This window comes from Cupriavidus sp. Agwp_2, assembly GCF_040784895.1.
GTDB lineage: Bacteria > Pseudomonadota > Gammaproteobacteria > Burkholderiales > Burkholderiaceae > Cupriavidus.
Window position 1 is genome coordinate 163,567 of the sequence record NZ_CP088085.1, and the last position, 18,371, is coordinate 181,937.

Here is an 18,371-nt window from a genome sequence, read left to right on the forward strand (position 1 = left end):
GATTCTCGATTACGATGCGCCGGTTTGTAGCGGATAGCCCCGGAAGCTCCATTTGAACGGGCGGGCCACCTGATTGTGCGCGCGGACAAACTGTTCGGTGCGCTCGCGCAGGTGCGCGATGCTGGTGTGGCTCGCTTGGCGCAGCACTCGGCGCGTGTAGCAGGCAAACCAGAGCTCGATCTGATTGACCCAACTCGCGTGCAATGGCGTGAAGTGGAAGTGAAACCGCCCATCGTGCCGCGCGTTGAACACCTGCCAGACTGCTTCGGCGCGATGCGTGTTCAGGTTATCCCAGACGACGTGCACCTGTTTGCCCGGGTACGCGCTTGCCACGCGCTCCATGAAGGCGACCAGATCGTCCTGGGTGCGCCGGTCGCGGCATTCTGCCAGCACCTGTCCGGTATGCACTTCGAGCGCGGCAATCAATGCCTGGGTGCCGTGACGAATATATTCAAACTCACGCCGACGCAGTCGCCCCGGCGCGGGGGCACGTCCCGGGTACTTACGCTCGATGGCCTGAATGCCGGTCTTCTCGTCGATACTGAGCACCACCGCGTTTCGAGGCGCCTTGCGGTACAGCGTGCAAATCCCGTTGACCTTCTCGCGAAACGCCGGGTCTGGGCTATGTAGCCATTGCTGGACCCGGTGCGGACGCACGTCGCCGGCCTGCAGAATGCGCTGCACCTGGCTGCGGCTGATCTGCTCGACGACGCCGCGCTCCACGGCGCGCGCCACAATCTCGTCGAGCGTGGGCGTGACCCGTCCCTCAGGTTCCTGCGTTTCACACGCCAGCGCGATCAACTGTAATCGTGCTTCCTGTGTGATGCGGGGCGGACGACCACTGCGCTCACCCTCGCGAATGCCTTGGGCACCTTGCTGGGCAATGCGCTTGCGCCACAGGCAGACCGTTTGCACCGATATCCCCAGCTCCCGCGCAATGGCTGTATTGGAGTGGCCCTCGTGGGCCCACAACGCGATTCGCGCCCGCATCACATCTCGCTGCGCTGCCGTCTTCCGCTCGATCAGCGATAGCAGTTCCTGTCTTTCTTTCTTCGCCAGCTTCACTGGCGTTGCATGGCGACCTCGACTCATCCCGCCATGATATCGGAGACGATTAATTATTCAAGCTATTTACGGGATGTTGTACTAGTCGCGGAACTCAAGAGCCGGCCGGGGCAGCTTAGCTTCCCCTCCGCCGGCATCGGGCAAACCACGCACCTGAGCGGTGAAATGTTTGGGATGCGCACCGGCACCAAGGCCATTCACGTGCCTTACCGCGGCTCGGTTCCCGCGACCACCTCGCTGGTCTCCGGTGAAACCACCTTCATGTTTGACAACCTCACGCAAGCGCTGCCGCAAATACGCTCTGGGAAACTGCGCGCCCTGGCAGTTACCAGCGCGGAACGCGTTGCCAGCCTGCCGGAGGTGCCCACCATGGCGCAAGCAGGCGTCAATGACTTCGTGGTGACGGGCTGGGCCGGATTCTTCGTCTCCGCCAAGACCCCGCCGGCCATTGTCGCCAAGCTGCAGGACAGCCTGATCAAGGCCATGCGCGATCCGGAAGTCGTGGCGAAGATCAGGGAGATGGGAAGCCTCCCGGGAGGGCAGCCGCAGGCGAAGTTCGCTGCCTTCGTCGACAGCGAGCAGCGACTTTGGGGCCAGATCGTCCGTCATTCGAATCTGAGTCTTGACTAGGCTGGCGTGAGTGACACCACGCGCCGCTAGCCGCACGGTGCTGCATCGGTTCCTACGTAGGTACTGGAATCCGGGGGCTCGAAAAGCGCGGTCACGGTGAACCTGAGCCTGGATTATCTGGACTCCGCACGCCTTGGCGATTTACCAAGAAAGGTTGCCGAGTACGCCCCCGTGATACAACACGACAGCAATTTCGAAAAGGAGACATTAACGCCCTCCACTGCGCTTTGTTCGGAGGGGCTCGAATGCATGTACGCTGGACGCACCTGCCCATTTTTTTCGCATCCGGGCCTGCCAAAGGTGTTCCACAGGGCGTAGTCTTGATTTCGGTGTAATTTGCGACGTTTTGCAAACCTAACCGGGTTCTGGGTCAGCCTAAGTTCTTGATTTTCTGAAATTTATGCTGCATCGATAGGCCTCACGCGAGGAGCGAATGAAAACTGCCGACGTCAAATTCCTGGTGCGAGAAGTACTGAACACCTTGCCCACACCATACACGGAACACGTCATCGATGAAGTCTTCGGTGCGATAGAGAGCAACCCAGAATGGCGGCGCCGCTATGAGATTCAGTGCGCTGCCCTCGGCAAGAACGTCGTGAATACTTGGGGTGGGTATTGGGTGGCAAACGCCCTCGGCAAGCTGGGGGAGCGCCAAGCTCAGAGCAAGAGGAGTTCACTGATTGGCTCGTACTCGTTGCTCGACACCGATGCCACGCCCGTGAAGCGGAAGCCGAAAGAGCCAGAGGCGCTCGAGATGGTGGCGGCTCACTTTCGGGCCCATAAGGCAGAACTTCCTAACGAAATCCGCAACTACCGGGATGAGCTTGTAATGCTGGTGATGGAGGGGATGTCTCCGGAAAAGGCGTTCCAAATGGTTAGCCATTGGCCGTCCCGAGGGCTGGGGGAATAATGAGAACGAGGCTGGTGCTCTGGTTCGTCGCTGTAGCGATTCTATCGCCCCGGTTGGCCCTTGCCACCGAATTCGGCAGTAAGGGCGGGCCGGAGCCCGCCAACATTGAACAGATCGCAGCACGGCTTCGCGAGGATCCCTATGATCTGGAGTTGCTGATCAGCTTTGGCACGTCCAAACGCGGATCGGCTGGCCATATCGCACTGGCGCTCCGTGACGATCTGGCTGGCGACGAGGTGGTGTATTCGGCCAACTTTTATGCGGACCGAGACATCAAGCACGCGAGCGGCTACTACACCGCCGATCTGATGATCGCCATACCCAAGCAGGAATATCTGTTCAGGACAATCTCCACGGTCGCCGAGACAGCATCGTTTGGGCTGGACTTCGGCGAAATCTACAAGCGCTCAGTCATCGGTGTGCGTGTTTACGGCGTGCCAGTGGCGGAAAGGGCGGCCCTGGCAGCTTATTTCCGGCGCATCAACGAAGACTATCACCGGCAGCGTAGTAACACCGAGTATCACCGAGGCCAAATAAAGTACGACTACCTGCGCCTGAACTGCGCCAAGACCATCGGCGCCGCCTTCAGGTTTGGGGCTGGCTACCGCGACCTGGAGGTGACCAGCGCGAGAGTGCTGTCAGGACGGCGCGTGGTGGCGGCAGCCACCGCCAACGTCCCTACCGATATGGCGATGAAGCTGATCAAGGAGTGGGGCCGGCGCAAGTACGGCATGGACGTGGTGCTGTATAAAAAGTACCGTGGCTCGGCCTATGTCGACCCGCAAGAGGAAGAGAAAGTGGCCTTCAAGGACTTGCCCGACCGCTTTCCCTCGGTCCTGTCGCTAGACTTCCGCCGCGACGCCGGGGCTTACCAGGACTATGACAACCTTCTGGCGATGTACCTCCTTTTCAACCTCGGTAGGTACAGCGTTCGTGTCAACGAACAGACGATGCTGCTCGAAATCGAGAAATCGAAGGACCCCATGCCCTATCCTGAGGCGCTGAAGCTCGCGGCCCGCGACGCCAGGGCCGACAGCGAAAACTACCGGCGCCAGGTCGAGTTCCGCCCGAGCGGCGAGAGGATCGGCGAGGCGCCGGACAACACGCACCTTTACCACTTCACCGATGAGTCGGCTGGACGGACGGGGCGCTAGCGGGGGCTGGCCAGTTTCGGTGAATGCCTATCTTGTAAAGGAGTTCCTCGACGCGCAGGCGCTCCGTTCCGGATGCCCAATCAATAATTTCAATCACGAAATTATTGGGTTGTGACGCGTTCGGCCGGAATCCACCGACGAGCCGCCTGGACATCCGCGTGGCCCCGGCGATCTTGCCGTGCTGCATTTTTCCTCCGGCTCCACAGGCAAAGTCAAGGCTGCGATGCAGAGCTACGGCAATCGCCTGGCCGCGTTTCGCAAGGTGCTGCTGTCCGACAGCGAGGTACGTCCCGGCGATCGGCTGGCGTTGCTGGGCCCGGTCACGCATGCGTCGGGCATGCTCGTCCAGCCCAATCTGTTCCGCGGCACGGAGTTAGTGCTGTTCGAACGCTTCGACCCGGCCGAATTCCTGGATTCGGTCGGCAGGCATGGCTTGTCATCCCCTCCCAGCCGAATCTGGCCGCGGCGGCGCCTGGCGAAACGTGAGTCCGAATTCCAGACGGAATAATGCACGATAACGTTGCCTTACCGCACTCGTCTGAAAGCAGCGGTAGCGCGATGGACTACCCTTAGCCCTTCTGGATTTGAGGCATAGCCTGTCACGTCGGTGGTTGTTGGTTCCACCACCGGTGCTGGTGCCGCCCATCGGGTGCTCCCAACGTTCAAAAGACAGAGCCCGCACGCTAGCCCTTTACGCGTCGCTGAGCGACTTGTATCATGACTTCTCACGAATTTTGAGAATTCTCAAATCTCATGAGAACTGAAGAGAAGAGCTTGCCCGATCCCTGGCACTTTGGCCGCCCCGAGTTGGCAAACGGGTATCTGCATGCGTTTGACTTAAAACTATCCGCAGCCCGGGGACTGTTCGCTCGCCGACGAATGGGAAAGACCGAGTTCTTGCGCCGAGACCTGATGCCGGCGGCCGTTGAGCATGGTTACCTCACAGCGTACACAAACCTCTGGGATAGCCGTACCTCGCCTGAAAACGCCCTTGTGGCAGCGCTTGGCGACGCCCTCGAACCCAAAGGAGCGGCCGCATTGTTGTCCAAGCTTCGCGCCCCGGTCAGGAAGTTGAAGGCCAGCGCGAAAATTCCAGGTGGGGTAGAGGGTTCATTGGAAGCCGAGCTAGGAAAGGCTGGCGTAGACAGGACCGCGGCGCTGCATGAAGTACTCAAGCAGTTCGACCGCACCAAGAAGCCGCTGCTCCTCGTGATTGATGAAGCCCAAGTCCTGGCCGGCGCGGACCACAGCGATTTCGCTCACGCCCTGCGCGCCGCGCTCGATATCCGCAAGGATCGCATCAAAGTCATCTTTGCCGGCAGTTCCGAGACGACCCTTCGCGCCATGTTCGCGAGGGCGTCGGAGCCGTTCTTCAATTGGGCACCTCTCGAGCCGTTCCCCTTGCTTGGCGATGAGTTCGTTGCCTTCACGGTCAAGCTCCTGAACAGCATGGCGCGTCAGAAGCTAACGCTGGAGCAGGGTATGCGCGCGTTCGACGAACTGCATCGCACCCCGGAGTTCTTCAAACGGTTTATCGAAAGGTACATGCTCTATCAACCGCAGGGAGACGTCGCAGCGCTTGCCTACACAAAGGCCTCAGTCTTCTCAGACGAACACTCGCTCGCTCAGTGGCGCCAGCTTAAGCCGGCTGACCGGGCGATTCTATACCTGCTAGCACGCGGCGAGTCCGATTTGCACTCCAGCGCCACACTCGAAAAGCTGAGTACCATGCTTGGCAAGCCTGCCACCCGGAACACCACGGCCCATGCACTGCGCCGTTTGCTTGCCGATAACGTCGTGACCCGTCTGGCCATGGGCGACTACCGCATCGAAGACGAAGCGTTTGCCGAGTGGATTCGCAAGCGTCAGGAGCCTGCGCCGGAGAACTGATTCCGGTAAGCTTCAACGAAGGGGGCAGGACCAAGGGGCTGAGGCTTAGCCGCGTACTTTTGCACATAACGCCCGTACTGAGAAATTTTATTATTTGTAGCGGCAAAGCCTCAATGTCCGGACATTTCAACTTTGCCTGGACATTTATTGTCTGTCCGGGTTGCGGGAGGTTACGTTGTTGAGGGAGAAGGGTGGATGTCTGTCGGCCCCGCGAGCAGCTCAGTCCCGTCGGCATGTAGGCGCTCGGTTCCGGAAAGTTCAGGTACATACGCTAAGACGAAGGCGCAGCAACGGCGCCTGATGCCGGCAAGCATTGCTGTCTGCGGCGAGTCGAGAAATAGGCTAGCGCTCGCTGCGACTCACCTCGGTCTTCGAAGGGTTGCCATTCGCGCCAACTAGTGTCTGCCCGTTCGCATCCACCGTGCCCAACTCCGCCCTAATCGGATCCTGAGGCAAGATCGAAGTATTGCGGAGAGATCGGATCCACCGGATGCACCGTAATACGTACCGTGCAATCTGACCAACCCCAACGTTCTCCTAAATGCTGGGAGCGCATTCAGAGGGCGGGTCCGCAATTGAAAATGCTTCTAGTTCTCGATGAGTGCGATTGGCGCTCACCGAAATGGGCTCGTCCTGCCATAGCTACAGGTGTCGAGACACAATCAACCTAGTGGATTGTCTCGTCATTTCATATTATTGGTGCAGTGCAATTCGAACACTCCCATTTGGGAGTGTTCTGCTCAGCGGAGGGGCGCAATGACCCGTGCCGAGACCATTCATCAGGCGATCCGAACGCTTTATCAAGCGGCGCTAGCCCCAGAGGAATGGACCGGAGCGCTTAGGTCGGTGTTTGCAACGGTGGGGAGCTATCGTGGCATATGTTGTTCTTCGAACCGAGTAACGGTCCCAACTTTGCTGTTGCAACTGGGTTTATCGACGAACATGCGAGAAGGATTCAACAGGAGTTTGCGACCCGCATGCCAGATTGGATCGAGTCCATCCCAGTTGGCGCCGTGATGCGGCAAACCTCCGTGATCTCGGATGCGGATTTCCGTCGAACCGATCTCTATCAAGACGCGCTCCGGCCAGCGGACGCCTTTTACGGGATCATTGCGCCGCTAGTACAACATCCCGTAAATATCTGGAATAAGTAATCGCCTCGGATATCATGGCGGGATGAGCCGAGGCCGCCAAGCAATGCCAGTGAAGCTGGCGAAAAGGGAAAGACAGGAACTGCAAACGCTGATCGAGCGGAAGACGGCCGCGCAGCGAGATGTGATGCGTGCGCGAATCGCGTTGTGGGCCCACGAGGGTCACGCTAACACGGTCATTGCGCGGGAACTGGGTGTATCGGCGCAAACGGTCTGCCTGTGGCGTAAGCGCATTGCGCAGCAAGGTGTCCAAGGAATTCGGGAGGGCGAGCGCAGTGGCCGGCCGCCACGTATCAGCCAGGAGGCGCGACTGCAGTTGATTGCGCTGGCATGTGAGACGCAGGAACCTGAAGGTCGAGTCACGCCCACGCTCGATGAGATCGTGACGCGCGCTGTGGAGCGTGGAGTCGTCGAGCAAATCAGCCGCAGCCAGGTGCAGCGCATTCTGCAGGCCGGCGACGTGCGTCCGCACCGGGTCCAGCAATGGCTGCATAGCCCAGATCCGGCCTTTCGTGAGAAGGTCAACGGGATTTGCAAGCTGTATCGCAAGGCGCCTCGGAACGCGGTGGTGCTCAGTATCGACGAGAAGACCGGCATTCAGGCCATCGAACGCAAGCACCCTGGACGCGCACCTGCACCGGGACGACTGCGTCGTCGCGAGTTTGAGTATGTTCGTCACGGCACCCAGGCGTTGATTGCAGCGCTGGACGTGCACACCGGACAGGTGTTGGCAGAATGCCGCGACCGGCGCACCCAGGACGACCTGGTGGCCTTCATGGAGCGCGTGGCCGCCGCGTATCCGGGCAAACAGGTGCACGTCGTGTGGGACAACCTGAACACACATTGCGCCCAGGCCGTCTGGCAGGCGTTCAACGCGCGACACGATGGGCGGTTTCACTTCCACTTCACGCCATTGCACGCGAGTTGGGTCAATCAGATCGAACTCTGGTTTGCCCGCTACACGCGCCGGGTACTGCGCAATGCGAGCCACACCAGCATCGCGCACCTGCGCGAGCGCACCGAACAGTTTGTCCGCGCGCACAATCAGGCGGCGTGCCCGTTCAAATGGTCTTTCCGGGGCTATCCGCTGCAAACCGGCGCATCGTAATCGAGGATAGAAATGTCAGCCTTACCCGCCAAACATTATGCTGCCAAATTGCAGGGGCAACTGCGCAGCCTGCTCGGCCACGAGCAGATCATCACGCAAGCCTACGGGCGTCACCTGTTGATTAAGCGTCTGGACGACCAAGAGCCGACCGTGGTGGCTCGGTTGACCGAGCTCGGTCGCAATCGTTATGGCGCAGCTTTTCGCACCCATAGCGGGCGTTGGGAACCGTTGCCAGGCAACGGTACACTCGACGAGATGGCCGAGGTGGTCGTCTCGCTCTTGAACCCGTATCTGCAGCCCGATAATTATTGAAGCTATTTAAGGGATGTTGTACTAGCCAGAACGCCGGAGCGGAGAATCCTCCTTTCTGCAGGACGTAACCTAGGTGAGCGGGACTTCACAGAAGAAGACGTTGGCGCCTTTCGCATGCTTGTGCCCCACCTCCTAACTGCCTTGGCGGTCCGGCACCGAATAGAAGCTGCGGACTTGCAGGGGAGATGGGCTCTTGAGGTATTCGGCCAATTGAATGTGGGCGTCATACTTGTGGATGTTTGGATGCGGCCGGTCTTTGCGAACGCGAGGGCAGAAATGATCGCCGCTGTTGGCGACGGCTTACTCTTGCGGGAGCAAGGGATTTCTTCCTCGACTCCTGCCGAGTCCAAACTTCTATCGGAGTTAGTCGCTAGAGCGATCGCCTTTAACCATCAGTCGCGTGACGCCAGCGAGGGTGCGATCCATCATCCCGCTCTCAGGTGCCATCTTTCGCGCAGACAGCCGCGGCCGCCCCTACTTGTTACAGTAGTTCCTGTCCAAGACGCCTGCCGGCTAAATGGGGTCAGTAATGCGACGCGCGCAATCTTGTTTGTGGTAGACCCCGACGTGCCACCAGGCGCTGAACCTATTCACGCCGCCGAAATGTTCGACCTGACCCAGCGCGAATCCGAACTGGCTGCCATGCTAGCGAGTGGATTAGCGCTTACCGATGTGGCATCGCAGCTGGGGATTACGATCGGCACCGCGCGTGGTTACCTCAAACATGTTTTGGCAAAGACCGGTACGCACCGCCAAGGTGAGTTGGTTTCCCTTCTGCTCAGAGGCCAACCAGTAAGCGGTGATTCCAGCTCTGACTCCCTCAGCTTTCAGCGACCTTAACCCATAGGAAAGATGCACTGCCTAACCCTTGCCCGTTGATTGGCGTTGCACCACCACCGGCGTAGCCACACGACAGGCACCGGTGGGCGCGGTCGGGGCAGGGGACGAAGGCGAATCAGGCGCCCTCAAGAATTGACGCACTTCGTTGCCCGTGATCAGCTCCCCACTGGGAGAGGTCTTTCGCATTTGTCATGCACGCGTCGAAGCCAGTACTAGACCTGGAGGATGGCCTGCGCGTGAGCGGGGGCGTGCGAGCAGATCGTCCTAACAGAGAATCGCCTAGGGTACCTGTCCCTCCCAAATGGGAGTAGCAATGCAACCGCACGTCACTACTATGAACACGGATCGTTCGTCGTCAGGGAAACGCGGTCGCTGACGTGATCATCCTGGCCCATTCTCTAACAGGGGGTGACAAGTCTGCTTGCAACAATGAAGGGAAGAACAATCATGCAACTCGCCAAGCTCATCGCGGCGTGTGGCGCTGCGTTATTTCTAGCCACAATCTCTAAGCCATCGGTCTCAGCCGAAATGGGGTGCATTGTCAGAGATCCCGCTGGCGCCTGGTTTATGCGGGATGCTTCCCGCGACCCGCAAGTCATGGGGAAAGCCGTGCTCGATGCGGCCAACCGGCGAGCCGCCGCGGTTCCGGACCCATGCCTCAGCGGAACTGGGCAACGGATTCCAGAGGCGCTATATGCGCGCTTGGCGACGAAGCGACCTGATATTTTCAAGCCAGTTGAGGAAGCGCAGTTAAGTGCCGGCAGTCTCTCAACGACTGCGCGCAGGACGCCGCAGCAGCCGCCTGACTATCAATATACGTCACTAGATGCATTAGCCCCGGTTGAATACAACCTCGGAATCCAACCACTTAGTTTGAATGATGCCGGTCGGATCATTGGATGGGCGGCCGCATTTACAGGAGATGATGTTCTCAATGACGTAGTTTTCATTCGCAACAAAGAGATTTACGCACGCGTGAGGAACTTCATTCCTAATGTCGCCAATGACAAGGGCACTGCCGCCGGGATGGTGGTGACTGACCCGGTCTTTTTCTATGGGCAAGCAGCGTTCGCTCGGAGGTCAGGAATTGAACTCATCCCGAGACAACCAGGGGAAGTAAGCAGCCAAGTGGTTGGCATCACTGATGACGATGTCGCTTTAGTGGTATCCCAAGACCAAAGTTTCGCCTTTTCGCTCTGGCTCTACGATGGAGGAAGATGGACTGCTGTCCATTTAGAGGATGTCGGCTACCGCGTGGCGACTTACGGTCTTAGCAACGGCGGGCTTATTTTTGGAAACGCGATCTTCGCAGTGGATTCTGCGAACGTCATCACCCACCGGGCGTATCACATGGATCCAAAGACCGGCAAAACGACCCTGTTCTCGCCCGTCTTCCAGGGCGATACCGATACGAGGATCGAGGACGCTAACAAGCACGATGAATTTGTAGGCTGGTCATTCATCCCGGGCGGCATCGAACATGTCGGCATCTGGGACCGAAACGGGCGATTCACCAACCATTTCACTCAAGGGATCCCAGAGTACCCGACAATCAGTGGAAATCTTAAGGTCAGTAACGACGAGCAAATCCTGATCTATGGGGTCACAAGGCCTGCCTCCGAAAGAGGCAATGTCTACGTTGTTCCACGTCCTGGCGTGCGTTTCAACCTGCTGGAGGCCATCGAAGGCGCGCCGGAGGGCCTCCGCTATAACTCTTTCGCGGCGATCAACAATCGTGGCGATATTATCGGTTTCGCTTCCGACGCCACGTTCTTCCCGTACAACTTCCTTCTTGAGCGACAACGCAGGAGGTGAGGTGCCTTATCAAGCGAGGTGGATCATGACGCAACGGCAAATGTTTAAAAGTCCTGTTCTTTGGCTAACTGGAATCGCGTGTGCGCTGTTGTTGACGGCCTGCGGCGGCGGAGGTGACGACGTACAATCAATGAATACCAATCCTATGATCGAGGCACAGTACATGGTTAGCTGATTTTTTCGCACTCGACTCTGTTGGTGGCGGACGTGAGAATCCTGACTTCCGGGGACTTCTGGCTAGTCGATCGGGAATACAAGCAAAAGAATGCCCGCTGCTCGGGCGGGCATGAATCCCTTTCGGAGAAAGAGAGGAGACGAGGATCAGTATAAACTCTTGCGAAGACTCCCGCAGAGCACTTCACAGAGGCCCGGTGAACTAGGCTGCAGGTTTGGCAGGCGACAGTTCTAGGAAGAGCCCAATAATTTCATGATCACGAAATTATTGGGCTGTGGCGAGGATCCCGCCAAAGGTCATGCTCGTCGTCTTTAGCCGACCCGTTGCACCCCTGAACGAACTCTGCGGCGACATCACCAATTGCACGGTGCCCCTTTCGGCAGGGTGTGTCGTCTTGCGCTTTACCAGCCGGCGACGTTAAGCTGCATCTGTTCGTCGGACTTAGTGATCAGGTAAGTTGTGCCTGCCGCTTTCGGTAATGTCGGCGCATAGGGGCTGAAGTCTCGGCATCCATCTGCCTGCGCGGTCGGGTGCCGCGGTGCACCTCCTGACACGCGGCCCGCCGGATGGTTAGGGGAGGACGCCATATGGACAGCGACCCGCAGCAGCCGCCAGTACGGCCTGATGTGCTCGACCGTGACGCGGTGATCCGCTGGGAGGTTATCCGAAACGATCCACTCGTGTCACGTCATGTGCTCGCACGGCTGCTGCCACAGGCTATCGAGTCCTCCGAGCAGCTTCGCGAGTTCGAGGAGGAGTCGCGGCGCGCCGTGCCGCTGCTCATTGCGCTGGAGCGAATCGCCGCGAAGCTGGCCGGTGTGCTCGCCCGCCTGGGTCTTGTCATACTCGCGTTGTTTGGCATTGTGTGGTTCGCAGCGGGACTGGTCGGACACCTGGCCATCCTGTCGGCGGTGGCGTATGGCATGGCGGCGTACTTCACCGGCTCTGCCGCTTACTGGGCCATGACTTACGTGCTCAGCGTGTCGGAGACCTCGCGCCAAAAGATGGTCGGGCGCATCAAGGTGGCAGGGCTGATGGCCATGCCGCTGCTGATGTACGCAACTGCTTGCCCAACCACGACCATCTTCATCGATCCTGCGCTTCAAGAGCCACCGTCCATGCTGAGTTGGCTCGGCTTCTTCGCCTATATGTTTGCCGACGTCGTTTCGCTCGGCGTGCCGCAGGCGCTGTTCGGCGAGTTGGCCGCGTTCCAACCACCGTCGCTACTGGCCGCTGCGAACACGCTGTGGGCCAAATCGCTCATGACTTTCGCGGTGGCCGGTACGGTCGTCTCCACAATGATAAAGGTGATCGCCACGCGGCACACGTTTGTTGGCTCGCTCGACGAGCTCACCGAGTGGCTTGCGGTCGAGTTCCCCGGTGGCGATCCGCCTTACACCGTGCGGCCGATCGCGCTGGAGCGTGCCTTCGCGTTTCCCGACTCGGGTGTCTCGCTGCGACTCCTACGCGACCACGTCGGGCTCATCACGAGCGTCTCGCCGCCCTGGCGTGTGGATGCGCGGGGCAAGTTTGTGCATCCTTTCGGCGAAGGTGAGGACTACGACAAGGTCCGCAATGCCGTGTACTCGTTGATGGGGATGTCGTACAAAGTCTACAAGGTCTTCAATCCTCGGGAGGTGGAGGCCAAGGACCGGGCACAATTCAAGGAATCTCTGGGTGCGCTGCGGTCTTTCCTGTTCTCCGCGGCTCTGGTGTTTGTTCCAGCGTGGGCTTTGCTTGCTGGGCTGCTGGATTACGGCCGACTTGAAGCCACGGCCGCCGCCTTCCTGATCACTGTGCTGGTGCTCACGCTTGCGCTTCTCATCGAACAGCGCCACAAGCGCGAGCTGCTGCTGGATCTGCTGCATTGCAAGACAGCCGCACTGTCCGGCAACGACAGTCGCGTCCCGACGCGCTTTCCGGCGCTCGACCGCTTGGTGATCCGGCTCAACAGCATCCTGTTCTTCCGCTCCCTGCAGCAGGCGAAGACCTCACTAGAGCAGATCCTGCAGTCTCCTGCTGCACTTGGCCGGCTGGATTTCTTCGAACTCATGGTGTTCGACGGAAGCAATGAGGTGTGGTTGCTCCACGCGATGCCGTTCCATATGCAGGGCAAACTGGTGAAGGCGGTCTACGAAGAAAAACGGCGCGTATTTGTCTTTTTCGATGCTGCGAGCTCTGAGGAGGAGTTCGACTTCCTGGACGTGCCCCTTCCCAACGCGCTCCATCAGCGACTGTCGTCGTGCCGCAAATTGACATTGCTGCATTGCCCTGCAGGCCGCGCACCGTCCAAACCGTGGCACGTGCAGGAAATGCCGCTGGACATCCCCCTGACGCCGAACGTGCTGCCAGTGCACGAGCAGCGGCTGCACTACCGCGATCAAGTCGCGAGGAAGCAAACCAACACCGTCGGTGCTGCGCCGACGGTGGAGAAGACATTACCCGGTGCGGACGCCTGAAGCCGCTGAGTAGTGGAGTGGGAGTGTCTCCGGCATTGCATTGCTTGCCGAGGTACAGGCACGGAGGGTCAACCCTCGAAGCCTTTAGTTGCCTGCTTTAAAGGGCCGCTGGCTGGCCGACCGTTTGTGGCTGGATACCCGCCGTTGCGTGCTCTCGAATAAGCACGCGCCTTAGCGAGCGGCGCTCGGAGACGCCGCAACGCAGGAGGAGGCAATAAGCCAGAGAGTTTTTTGCGCAGCGGAGACGGCGCAATGGTCAGCATGGGCACAGTTGCGCGTCCCGTCTTCGCTGTGCAAAAAAATACTTGAGCTAAACCGCTCCACGGGCCGTGGGAGCTATGGGCATTGAATCGCGTTGCGCCTGGGGGTCGGATGCCAGCGACAGTGCGGATTGGGAGTTTCGCTTCGCACCTGAGTGGGCAATGGATGCCATTGCGTGGGATCGGCGGCTGACCCTAGGCGGAGCCGGCGACGCTTGGAGGCCTGTGGCACGAACCTGTCTGCTGTGTCGCGCCAAAGGGAGCGAACGCAGTGATTGACGGCACGCGCGTGGGGGGTCATGCAACCCTCCTCGGCGGTGCGCGTGGCAAAGCGGTTGGCAACAGGCGCTCGATACAAAACATGCGCCCCCGCGCGCAGACGGGACAGTCGTACAACGACCGGCCGGTCAGCTTCTCGTAGCGGTCGCGGTAGTCAGACTGCGGGAGAAGGCGAACCTCGCGCAAGGGCGGGGCCTCGAGCAACCGGCGACAATCGGCCAGCCCACGCTCGCGTGAGCGATTGCTGAGCAGGCCGTAGTGGCGGATCCGCTGGAATCCTCGCGGCAGCACGTGCAGCAGGAAGCGTCGGATGAATTCGTGGGCGGGTAAGGACATCGCGTGCGGCTCGCCGGGGTGGCGATAGTCCTTCCAGCGGAACGTGACGTGCTCCTCGGTAAGCTCAAGTAGCCGGTTGTTGGAGATCGCTACGCGATGCGTGTAGCGGCCCAGATAGTCCAGGACCTGCCGGGGGCCACCGAACGGCTCCTTAGCATAGACGACCCACTCTGTGTGGCGCGGGCCGACAAGATGGCCGAGGAAGGAGTCCCGCTTGGCCAAGTGCGCTAGCGTTGAGAAGAATCGCAGCCTTCCGGCGTCGAAGGCATGTTGCAGGCGCGCGAGAAACAATCGCCGGAATAGGCGCGCGAGCCGCGATTGGCTCGGGCACGGTAAAGACGACATGGAAGTACGGCACAGGCAGGAGGTTCGCCTGGCGGTCGTCAAGCCACTGCGCGCGGGCGAGCGACTGGCACTTCGGACAGTGCCGATTACGACATGAGTTATAGGCAATACGCTGATGGCCGCAGCTATCACACTGCTCGACATGACCGCCCAAGGCCGCGGTACGGCATTGCTCGATGGCGCGCATGACACGCTGCGGCTCGCGACCAAGCAAGTCGGCGTGCAGTTGACGATGCGACGGACCGTGGCGGCGCAGGATGTCCGCCAGCTCCAGCGGGGCCGGCATGAGCGCGGTCAGTCGCGTGCGGGCGGTGGCTCGGGCGAAATGGGCGAGGCCGGTGGTCGAGGGAGGCGGTCGAAGGGGTTGGTGGTTGCGCACACGGTGCTGGTGGCGACCATCAGGTCGGTACCAATCCAAGCGCTGAGGGCCCCACACCTGCTTCTGCTAGATATAGTGCACGAGAGCTGTCGCTGGCGAACGGCCTGCCTCGGTTCGCGGCCGCTTCCGACGAACGTCCAGCTATCTGCTACCGCGCGGCAAAACTAACGCCTGGCTCGGCATCCGCCGAGTGAGCGCGGTGCCGGCCGGCTCTTCCCGACTGCCGGAAGCTGCCGCTGCCCTCCAGACTCGCCGCGCGTGGACTGGCTCCAAGTTCCAGCCTTCGCAGGGCGCAGCAATATGGTTCGAAAACGTTGTGCCCGGATGTCCCTTCCTAGGTTTTACCCCAAAGGTCAGCGGGGTGAGGGCAGCTGGTCCCTTTCATTTTTTTCAAGACGCTACGGCGCTGGCGAAAGCCTTCCTGTTCATGGCGCGTCGAGTGGAATTTTTAGATAGCGCACGCCGTTGGATTCTGGCGTTGGGAATTCACCGGCGCGCATGTTGACCTGCACTGAGGGGAGGATCAGCGCGGGCATCGGTAACGTGGCATCCCGCGCCTCGCGCATCGCGACAAATTCCTCCGCCGGGATGCCATCGCGCACATGGATGTTGTTCGCGCGCTCGTCTGCTACCGTGGTCACGTAGCGTAGTTCCTGGCCGTCAGGCTTGTAGTCGTGGCACATGTAAAGGCAAGTCTCCGGCGGGAGGGTCAGCAACTTGCCGATGGAACGGTAAAGAGTGCCTGCATCGCCGCCCGGAAAGTCGCAGCGGGCGGTACCATAGTCGGGCATGAACAGTGTGTCGCCGACGAAGGCTGCCATCTCATGGCCGTCGCTGTCGCCGATCACATAGGTCATGCAGGCCGGTGTGTGGCCGGGCGTGTGCATCGCCCGCGCCTGCAGGCTACCGATGGCAAAGGTATCGCCATCGTTCAGCAGCAGATCGAACTGGCACCCCTCGCGCGAGAATTCCGGACCGGCATTGAACAGCTTGCCGAAGACCTTCTGTACTGTGGTGATCTGGTTCCCAATGGCGGTATGTCCGCCGAGTCGCCGCTTTAGATATGGCGCGGCCGAGAGATGGTCGGCATGGACATGAGTTTCGAGAATCCATTGCACGGTCGCATCCAGTTCCTGCACGCGCGCTACCAGCCGGTCGGCGCTGGTGGTGCGGGTGCGGCCGGACTTCGGGTCGTAGTCGAGCACGCTGTCGATAAGGGCGCATTGCCGGCTGGAGCTATCGAGCAAAATGTAGCTTAGGGTCCCGGTATCGGGGTCGAAGAAGGCGTCGACTTCCATAGGCGACGAGGAATTTTGGGCTGGTGTCATCGTGGGCTTGTGATCGGAGCGCCGTGAAACGGCATCTCGGTGTGCCGGCGCAAAGCCGGCGTTTTCAGCAGTCTGCTTACGTTGAGCGCAAAAGCGGTCGGGGATCTATGCAAGTGCCTTGAACGTGTCCTCGACCACCTTCTTGGCGTCGCCGAACACCATCATGGTCTTGTCCATGTAGAACAGCTCGTTGTCCAGGCCGGCATAGCCGGCGGCCATCGAGCGCTTGTTGACGATGATGGTCTTGGCCTTGTACGCCTCCAGGATCGGCATGCCGGCGATCGGCGACTTGGGATCGGTTTTGGCCGCCGGGTTGACCACGTCGTTGGCGCCCAGCACCAGCACCACGTCGGCCTGGCCAAACTCGCTGTTGATGTCTTCCATCTCGAAGACCTGGTCGTACGGCACCTCGGCCTCGGCCAGCAGCACGTTCATGTGGCCGGGCATGCGGCCCGCCACCGGGTGGATCGCGTATTTCACGGTCACGCCCTTTTCCGTGAGCGCTTCGGTCAGTTCCTTGAGCGCATGCTGGGCCCGCGCGACCGCGAGGCCGTAGCCCGGGACAATAATGACCGTCTCCGCATTGCCCATCAGGAAGGCGGCGTCGTCGGCCGAACCCGATTTCACGTTGCGCTGGGCCTGCCCTGCCGGGCCGCTCGCGGCGGCGGCGTCGCTGCCGAAGCCCCCGAGGATCACGTTGAAGAACGAGCGGTTCATCGCCCGGCACATGATGTACGACAGGATGGCACCGGACGATCCCACCAGCGAGCCGGCGATGATCAGCATCGGGTTGTTCAGCGAGAAGCCGATGCCCGCCGCCGCCCAGCCCGAGTACGAGTTCAGCATCGACACCACCACCGGCATGTCGGCGCCGCCGATCGGGATGATGATCAGCACGCCCAGCACGAAGGCAATCACCAGCATGACCAGGAACGGCAGCCAGTCCTGCGTCAGGAAGAACGCAATGCCAAAGCCCACCATCGCCACCGCCAGCAGCAGGTTCAGCCAGTGCTGGCCGGCGAACACCACCGGCGCGCCCTGGAACAGGCGAAACTTGTAGCGCCCGGCCAGCTTGCCGAAGGCGATCACCGAACCGGAGAAGGTGATGGCACCGACGAAGCAGCCGATGAACAGCTCGATGCGATTGCCCAGCGGGATGTCATGCGAACCGGCAGCCGTGATGCCGAACGCCGCGGGCTCCGCCACTGCCGCGACCGAAATGAACACCGCCGCCAGGCCGATCAGCGAGTGCATCGCCGCCACCAGTTCCGGCATCTTGGTCATCTGGACTTTCTTTGCCACATAGGCGCCGATGCCGCCGCCCACCACCAGCGCGGCCAGGATCAGCGCCAGGCCGGTGCCCGGCGCGGACGGGTCCGCCCCGCCGGACAGCAGTTCGCCCTTCAGCTTGAAGATCAGCGCCACCGTGGTAAGCGCCGCGACCACCATGCCGGCCATGCCGAAGACATTGCCGCGCCGCGCCGTGGTCGGGTGTGACAGCCCCTTGAGCGCCTGGATAAAGCAGACCGACGCGCCCAGGTAGGACAGCGTCACCATATTCATCGACAGGCCATTCATTGCGCCACCTCCGCCAGCTTGCCGCCAGGCTGCCCCTTGGCTTCAGCCTGCGCCCTGGGAGCCTTCTTCCTGAACATCTCCAGCATGCGTTGCGTGACCAGGAAGCCGCCGAACACATTGACCGCGGCCAGTGCTACCGCCAGCGTGCCCATGGCGCGGCCAACGTAGCCTTCGGTCAGGCCCGCTGCGAGCATGGCGCCGACGATGATGATGGCCGAGATCGCGTTGGTCACCGCCATCAACGGCGTGTGCAGCGCGGGGGTGACCGTCCAGACTACGTGGTAGCCCACGTAGATCGCCAGTACAAAGATGATCAGGTTGATCACCGTGTGGCTAACCATTTCCATCGATATCTCC

At 60.4% G+C, this 18,371-nt stretch carries 13 protein-coding genes and 2 pseudogenes; 10 read left to right on the forward strand and 5 right to left on the reverse strand.

The genetic code is table 11. The annotated features are described in order from the left end of the window. Nucleotides 1-9 precede the first annotated feature (9 nt). Nucleotides 10-1,092 (reverse strand): IS630 family transposase, encoded by a 1,083-nt coding sequence (locus LPA45_RS31040; protein WP_317924599.1) that lies wholly within the window; start codon nt 1,090-1,092, stop codon nt 10-12. Between LPA45_RS31040 and LPA45_RS31045 the strand changes: the two genes are divergently transcribed. From LPA45_RS31045 to LPA45_RS31090, 10 genes and pseudogenes are all read left to right on the forward strand, one after another. Continuing rightward, the gene (locus tag LPA45_RS31045) at nt 1,075-1,695 is read left to right on the forward strand and encodes a tripartite tricarboxylate transporter substrate-binding protein (protein WP_367395325.1); all 621 of its coding nucleotides are present in this window, start codon (nt 1,075-1,077) and stop codon (nt 1,693-1,695) included. The genes LPA45_RS31040 and LPA45_RS31045 overlap by 18 nt on opposite strands. 433 nt (nt 1,696-2,128) lie before the next feature. Then, a complete protein-coding gene (locus LPA45_RS31050; protein WP_317920166.1) occupies nt 2,129-2,605 on the forward strand; it encodes a hypothetical protein in 477 nt (158 codons plus the stop codon). A 14-nt stretch (nt 2,606-2,619) separates the two neighbouring features. Next, entirely contained in the window at nt 2,620-3,759 is a 1,140-nt protein-coding gene (locus LPA45_RS31055; RefSeq protein ID WP_317920167.1) for a hypothetical protein, read from the forward strand. 145 nt (nt 3,760-3,904) lie between these two features. Then, nucleotides 3,905-4,186: pseudogene (locus tag LPA45_RS31060) on the forward strand (AMP-binding protein); the annotation flags it as partial. Between the two features lie 347 nt (nt 4,187-4,533). Beyond that, entirely contained in the window at nt 4,534-5,649 is a 1,116-nt protein-coding gene (locus LPA45_RS31065) for a hypothetical protein (protein WP_317920168.1), read from the forward strand. 1,176 nt (nt 5,650-6,825) lie between these two features. Beyond that, complete coding sequence (locus LPA45_RS31070) at nt 6,826-7,908, forward strand: IS630 family transposase (RefSeq protein WP_116324090.1); 1,083 nt, start codon at nt 6,826-6,828, stop codon at nt 7,906-7,908. A 12-nt stretch (nt 7,909-7,920) separates the two neighbouring features. Next, complete coding sequence (locus LPA45_RS31075; protein WP_116324089.1) at nt 7,921-8,220, forward strand: hypothetical protein; 300 nt, start codon at nt 7,921-7,923, stop codon at nt 8,218-8,220. Between the two features lie 603 nt (nt 8,221-8,823). Then, complete coding sequence (locus tag LPA45_RS31080; protein ID WP_367395326.1) at nt 8,824-9,060, forward strand: helix-turn-helix transcriptional regulator; 237 nt, start codon at nt 8,824-8,826, stop codon at nt 9,058-9,060. 447 nt (nt 9,061-9,507) lie between these two features. Then, complete coding sequence (locus LPA45_RS31085; protein ID WP_317920169.1) at nt 9,508-10,875, forward strand: hypothetical protein; 1,368 nt, start codon at nt 9,508-9,510, stop codon at nt 10,873-10,875. 762 nt (nt 10,876-11,637) lie between these two features. Further along, on the forward strand, nt 11,638-13,509 hold the full coding sequence (locus LPA45_RS31090) for a hypothetical protein (RefSeq protein WP_317920170.1): 1,872 nt from the start codon (nt 11,638-11,640) through the stop codon (nt 13,507-13,509). Nucleotides 13,510-14,066: 557 nt separating this feature from the next. Here the strand turns inward: LPA45_RS31090 and LPA45_RS31095 are convergent. The 4 genes and pseudogenes from LPA45_RS31095 to LPA45_RS31110 form a co-directional block, all read right to left on the reverse strand. Beyond that, nucleotides 14,067-15,015, reverse strand: a pseudogene (locus tag LPA45_RS31095) (transposase). A gap of 518 nt (nt 15,016-15,533) precedes the next feature. Beyond that, a complete protein-coding gene (locus LPA45_RS31100; protein WP_317925521.1) occupies nt 15,534-16,406 on the reverse strand; it encodes an MBL fold metallo-hydrolase in 873 nt (290 codons plus the stop codon). 135 nt (nt 16,407-16,541) lie between these two features. Then, nucleotides 16,542-18,014 carry an NAD(P)(+) transhydrogenase (Re/Si-specific) subunit beta gene (locus tag LPA45_RS31105; protein ID WP_271816123.1) on the reverse strand — a complete coding sequence of 491 codons (1,473 nt, stop codon included), beginning with the start codon at nt 18,012-18,014 and terminating at the stop codon, nt 16,542-16,544. Then, the gene (locus LPA45_RS31110) at nt 18,011-18,361 is read right to left on the reverse strand and encodes an NAD(P) transhydrogenase subunit alpha (RefSeq protein ID WP_195429349.1); all 351 of its coding nucleotides are present in this window, start codon (nt 18,359-18,361) and stop codon (nt 18,011-18,013) included. The genes LPA45_RS31105 and LPA45_RS31110 overlap by 4 nt, the downstream gene beginning before the upstream one ends. Between the last annotated feature and the right edge of the window lie 10 nt (nt 18,362-18,371).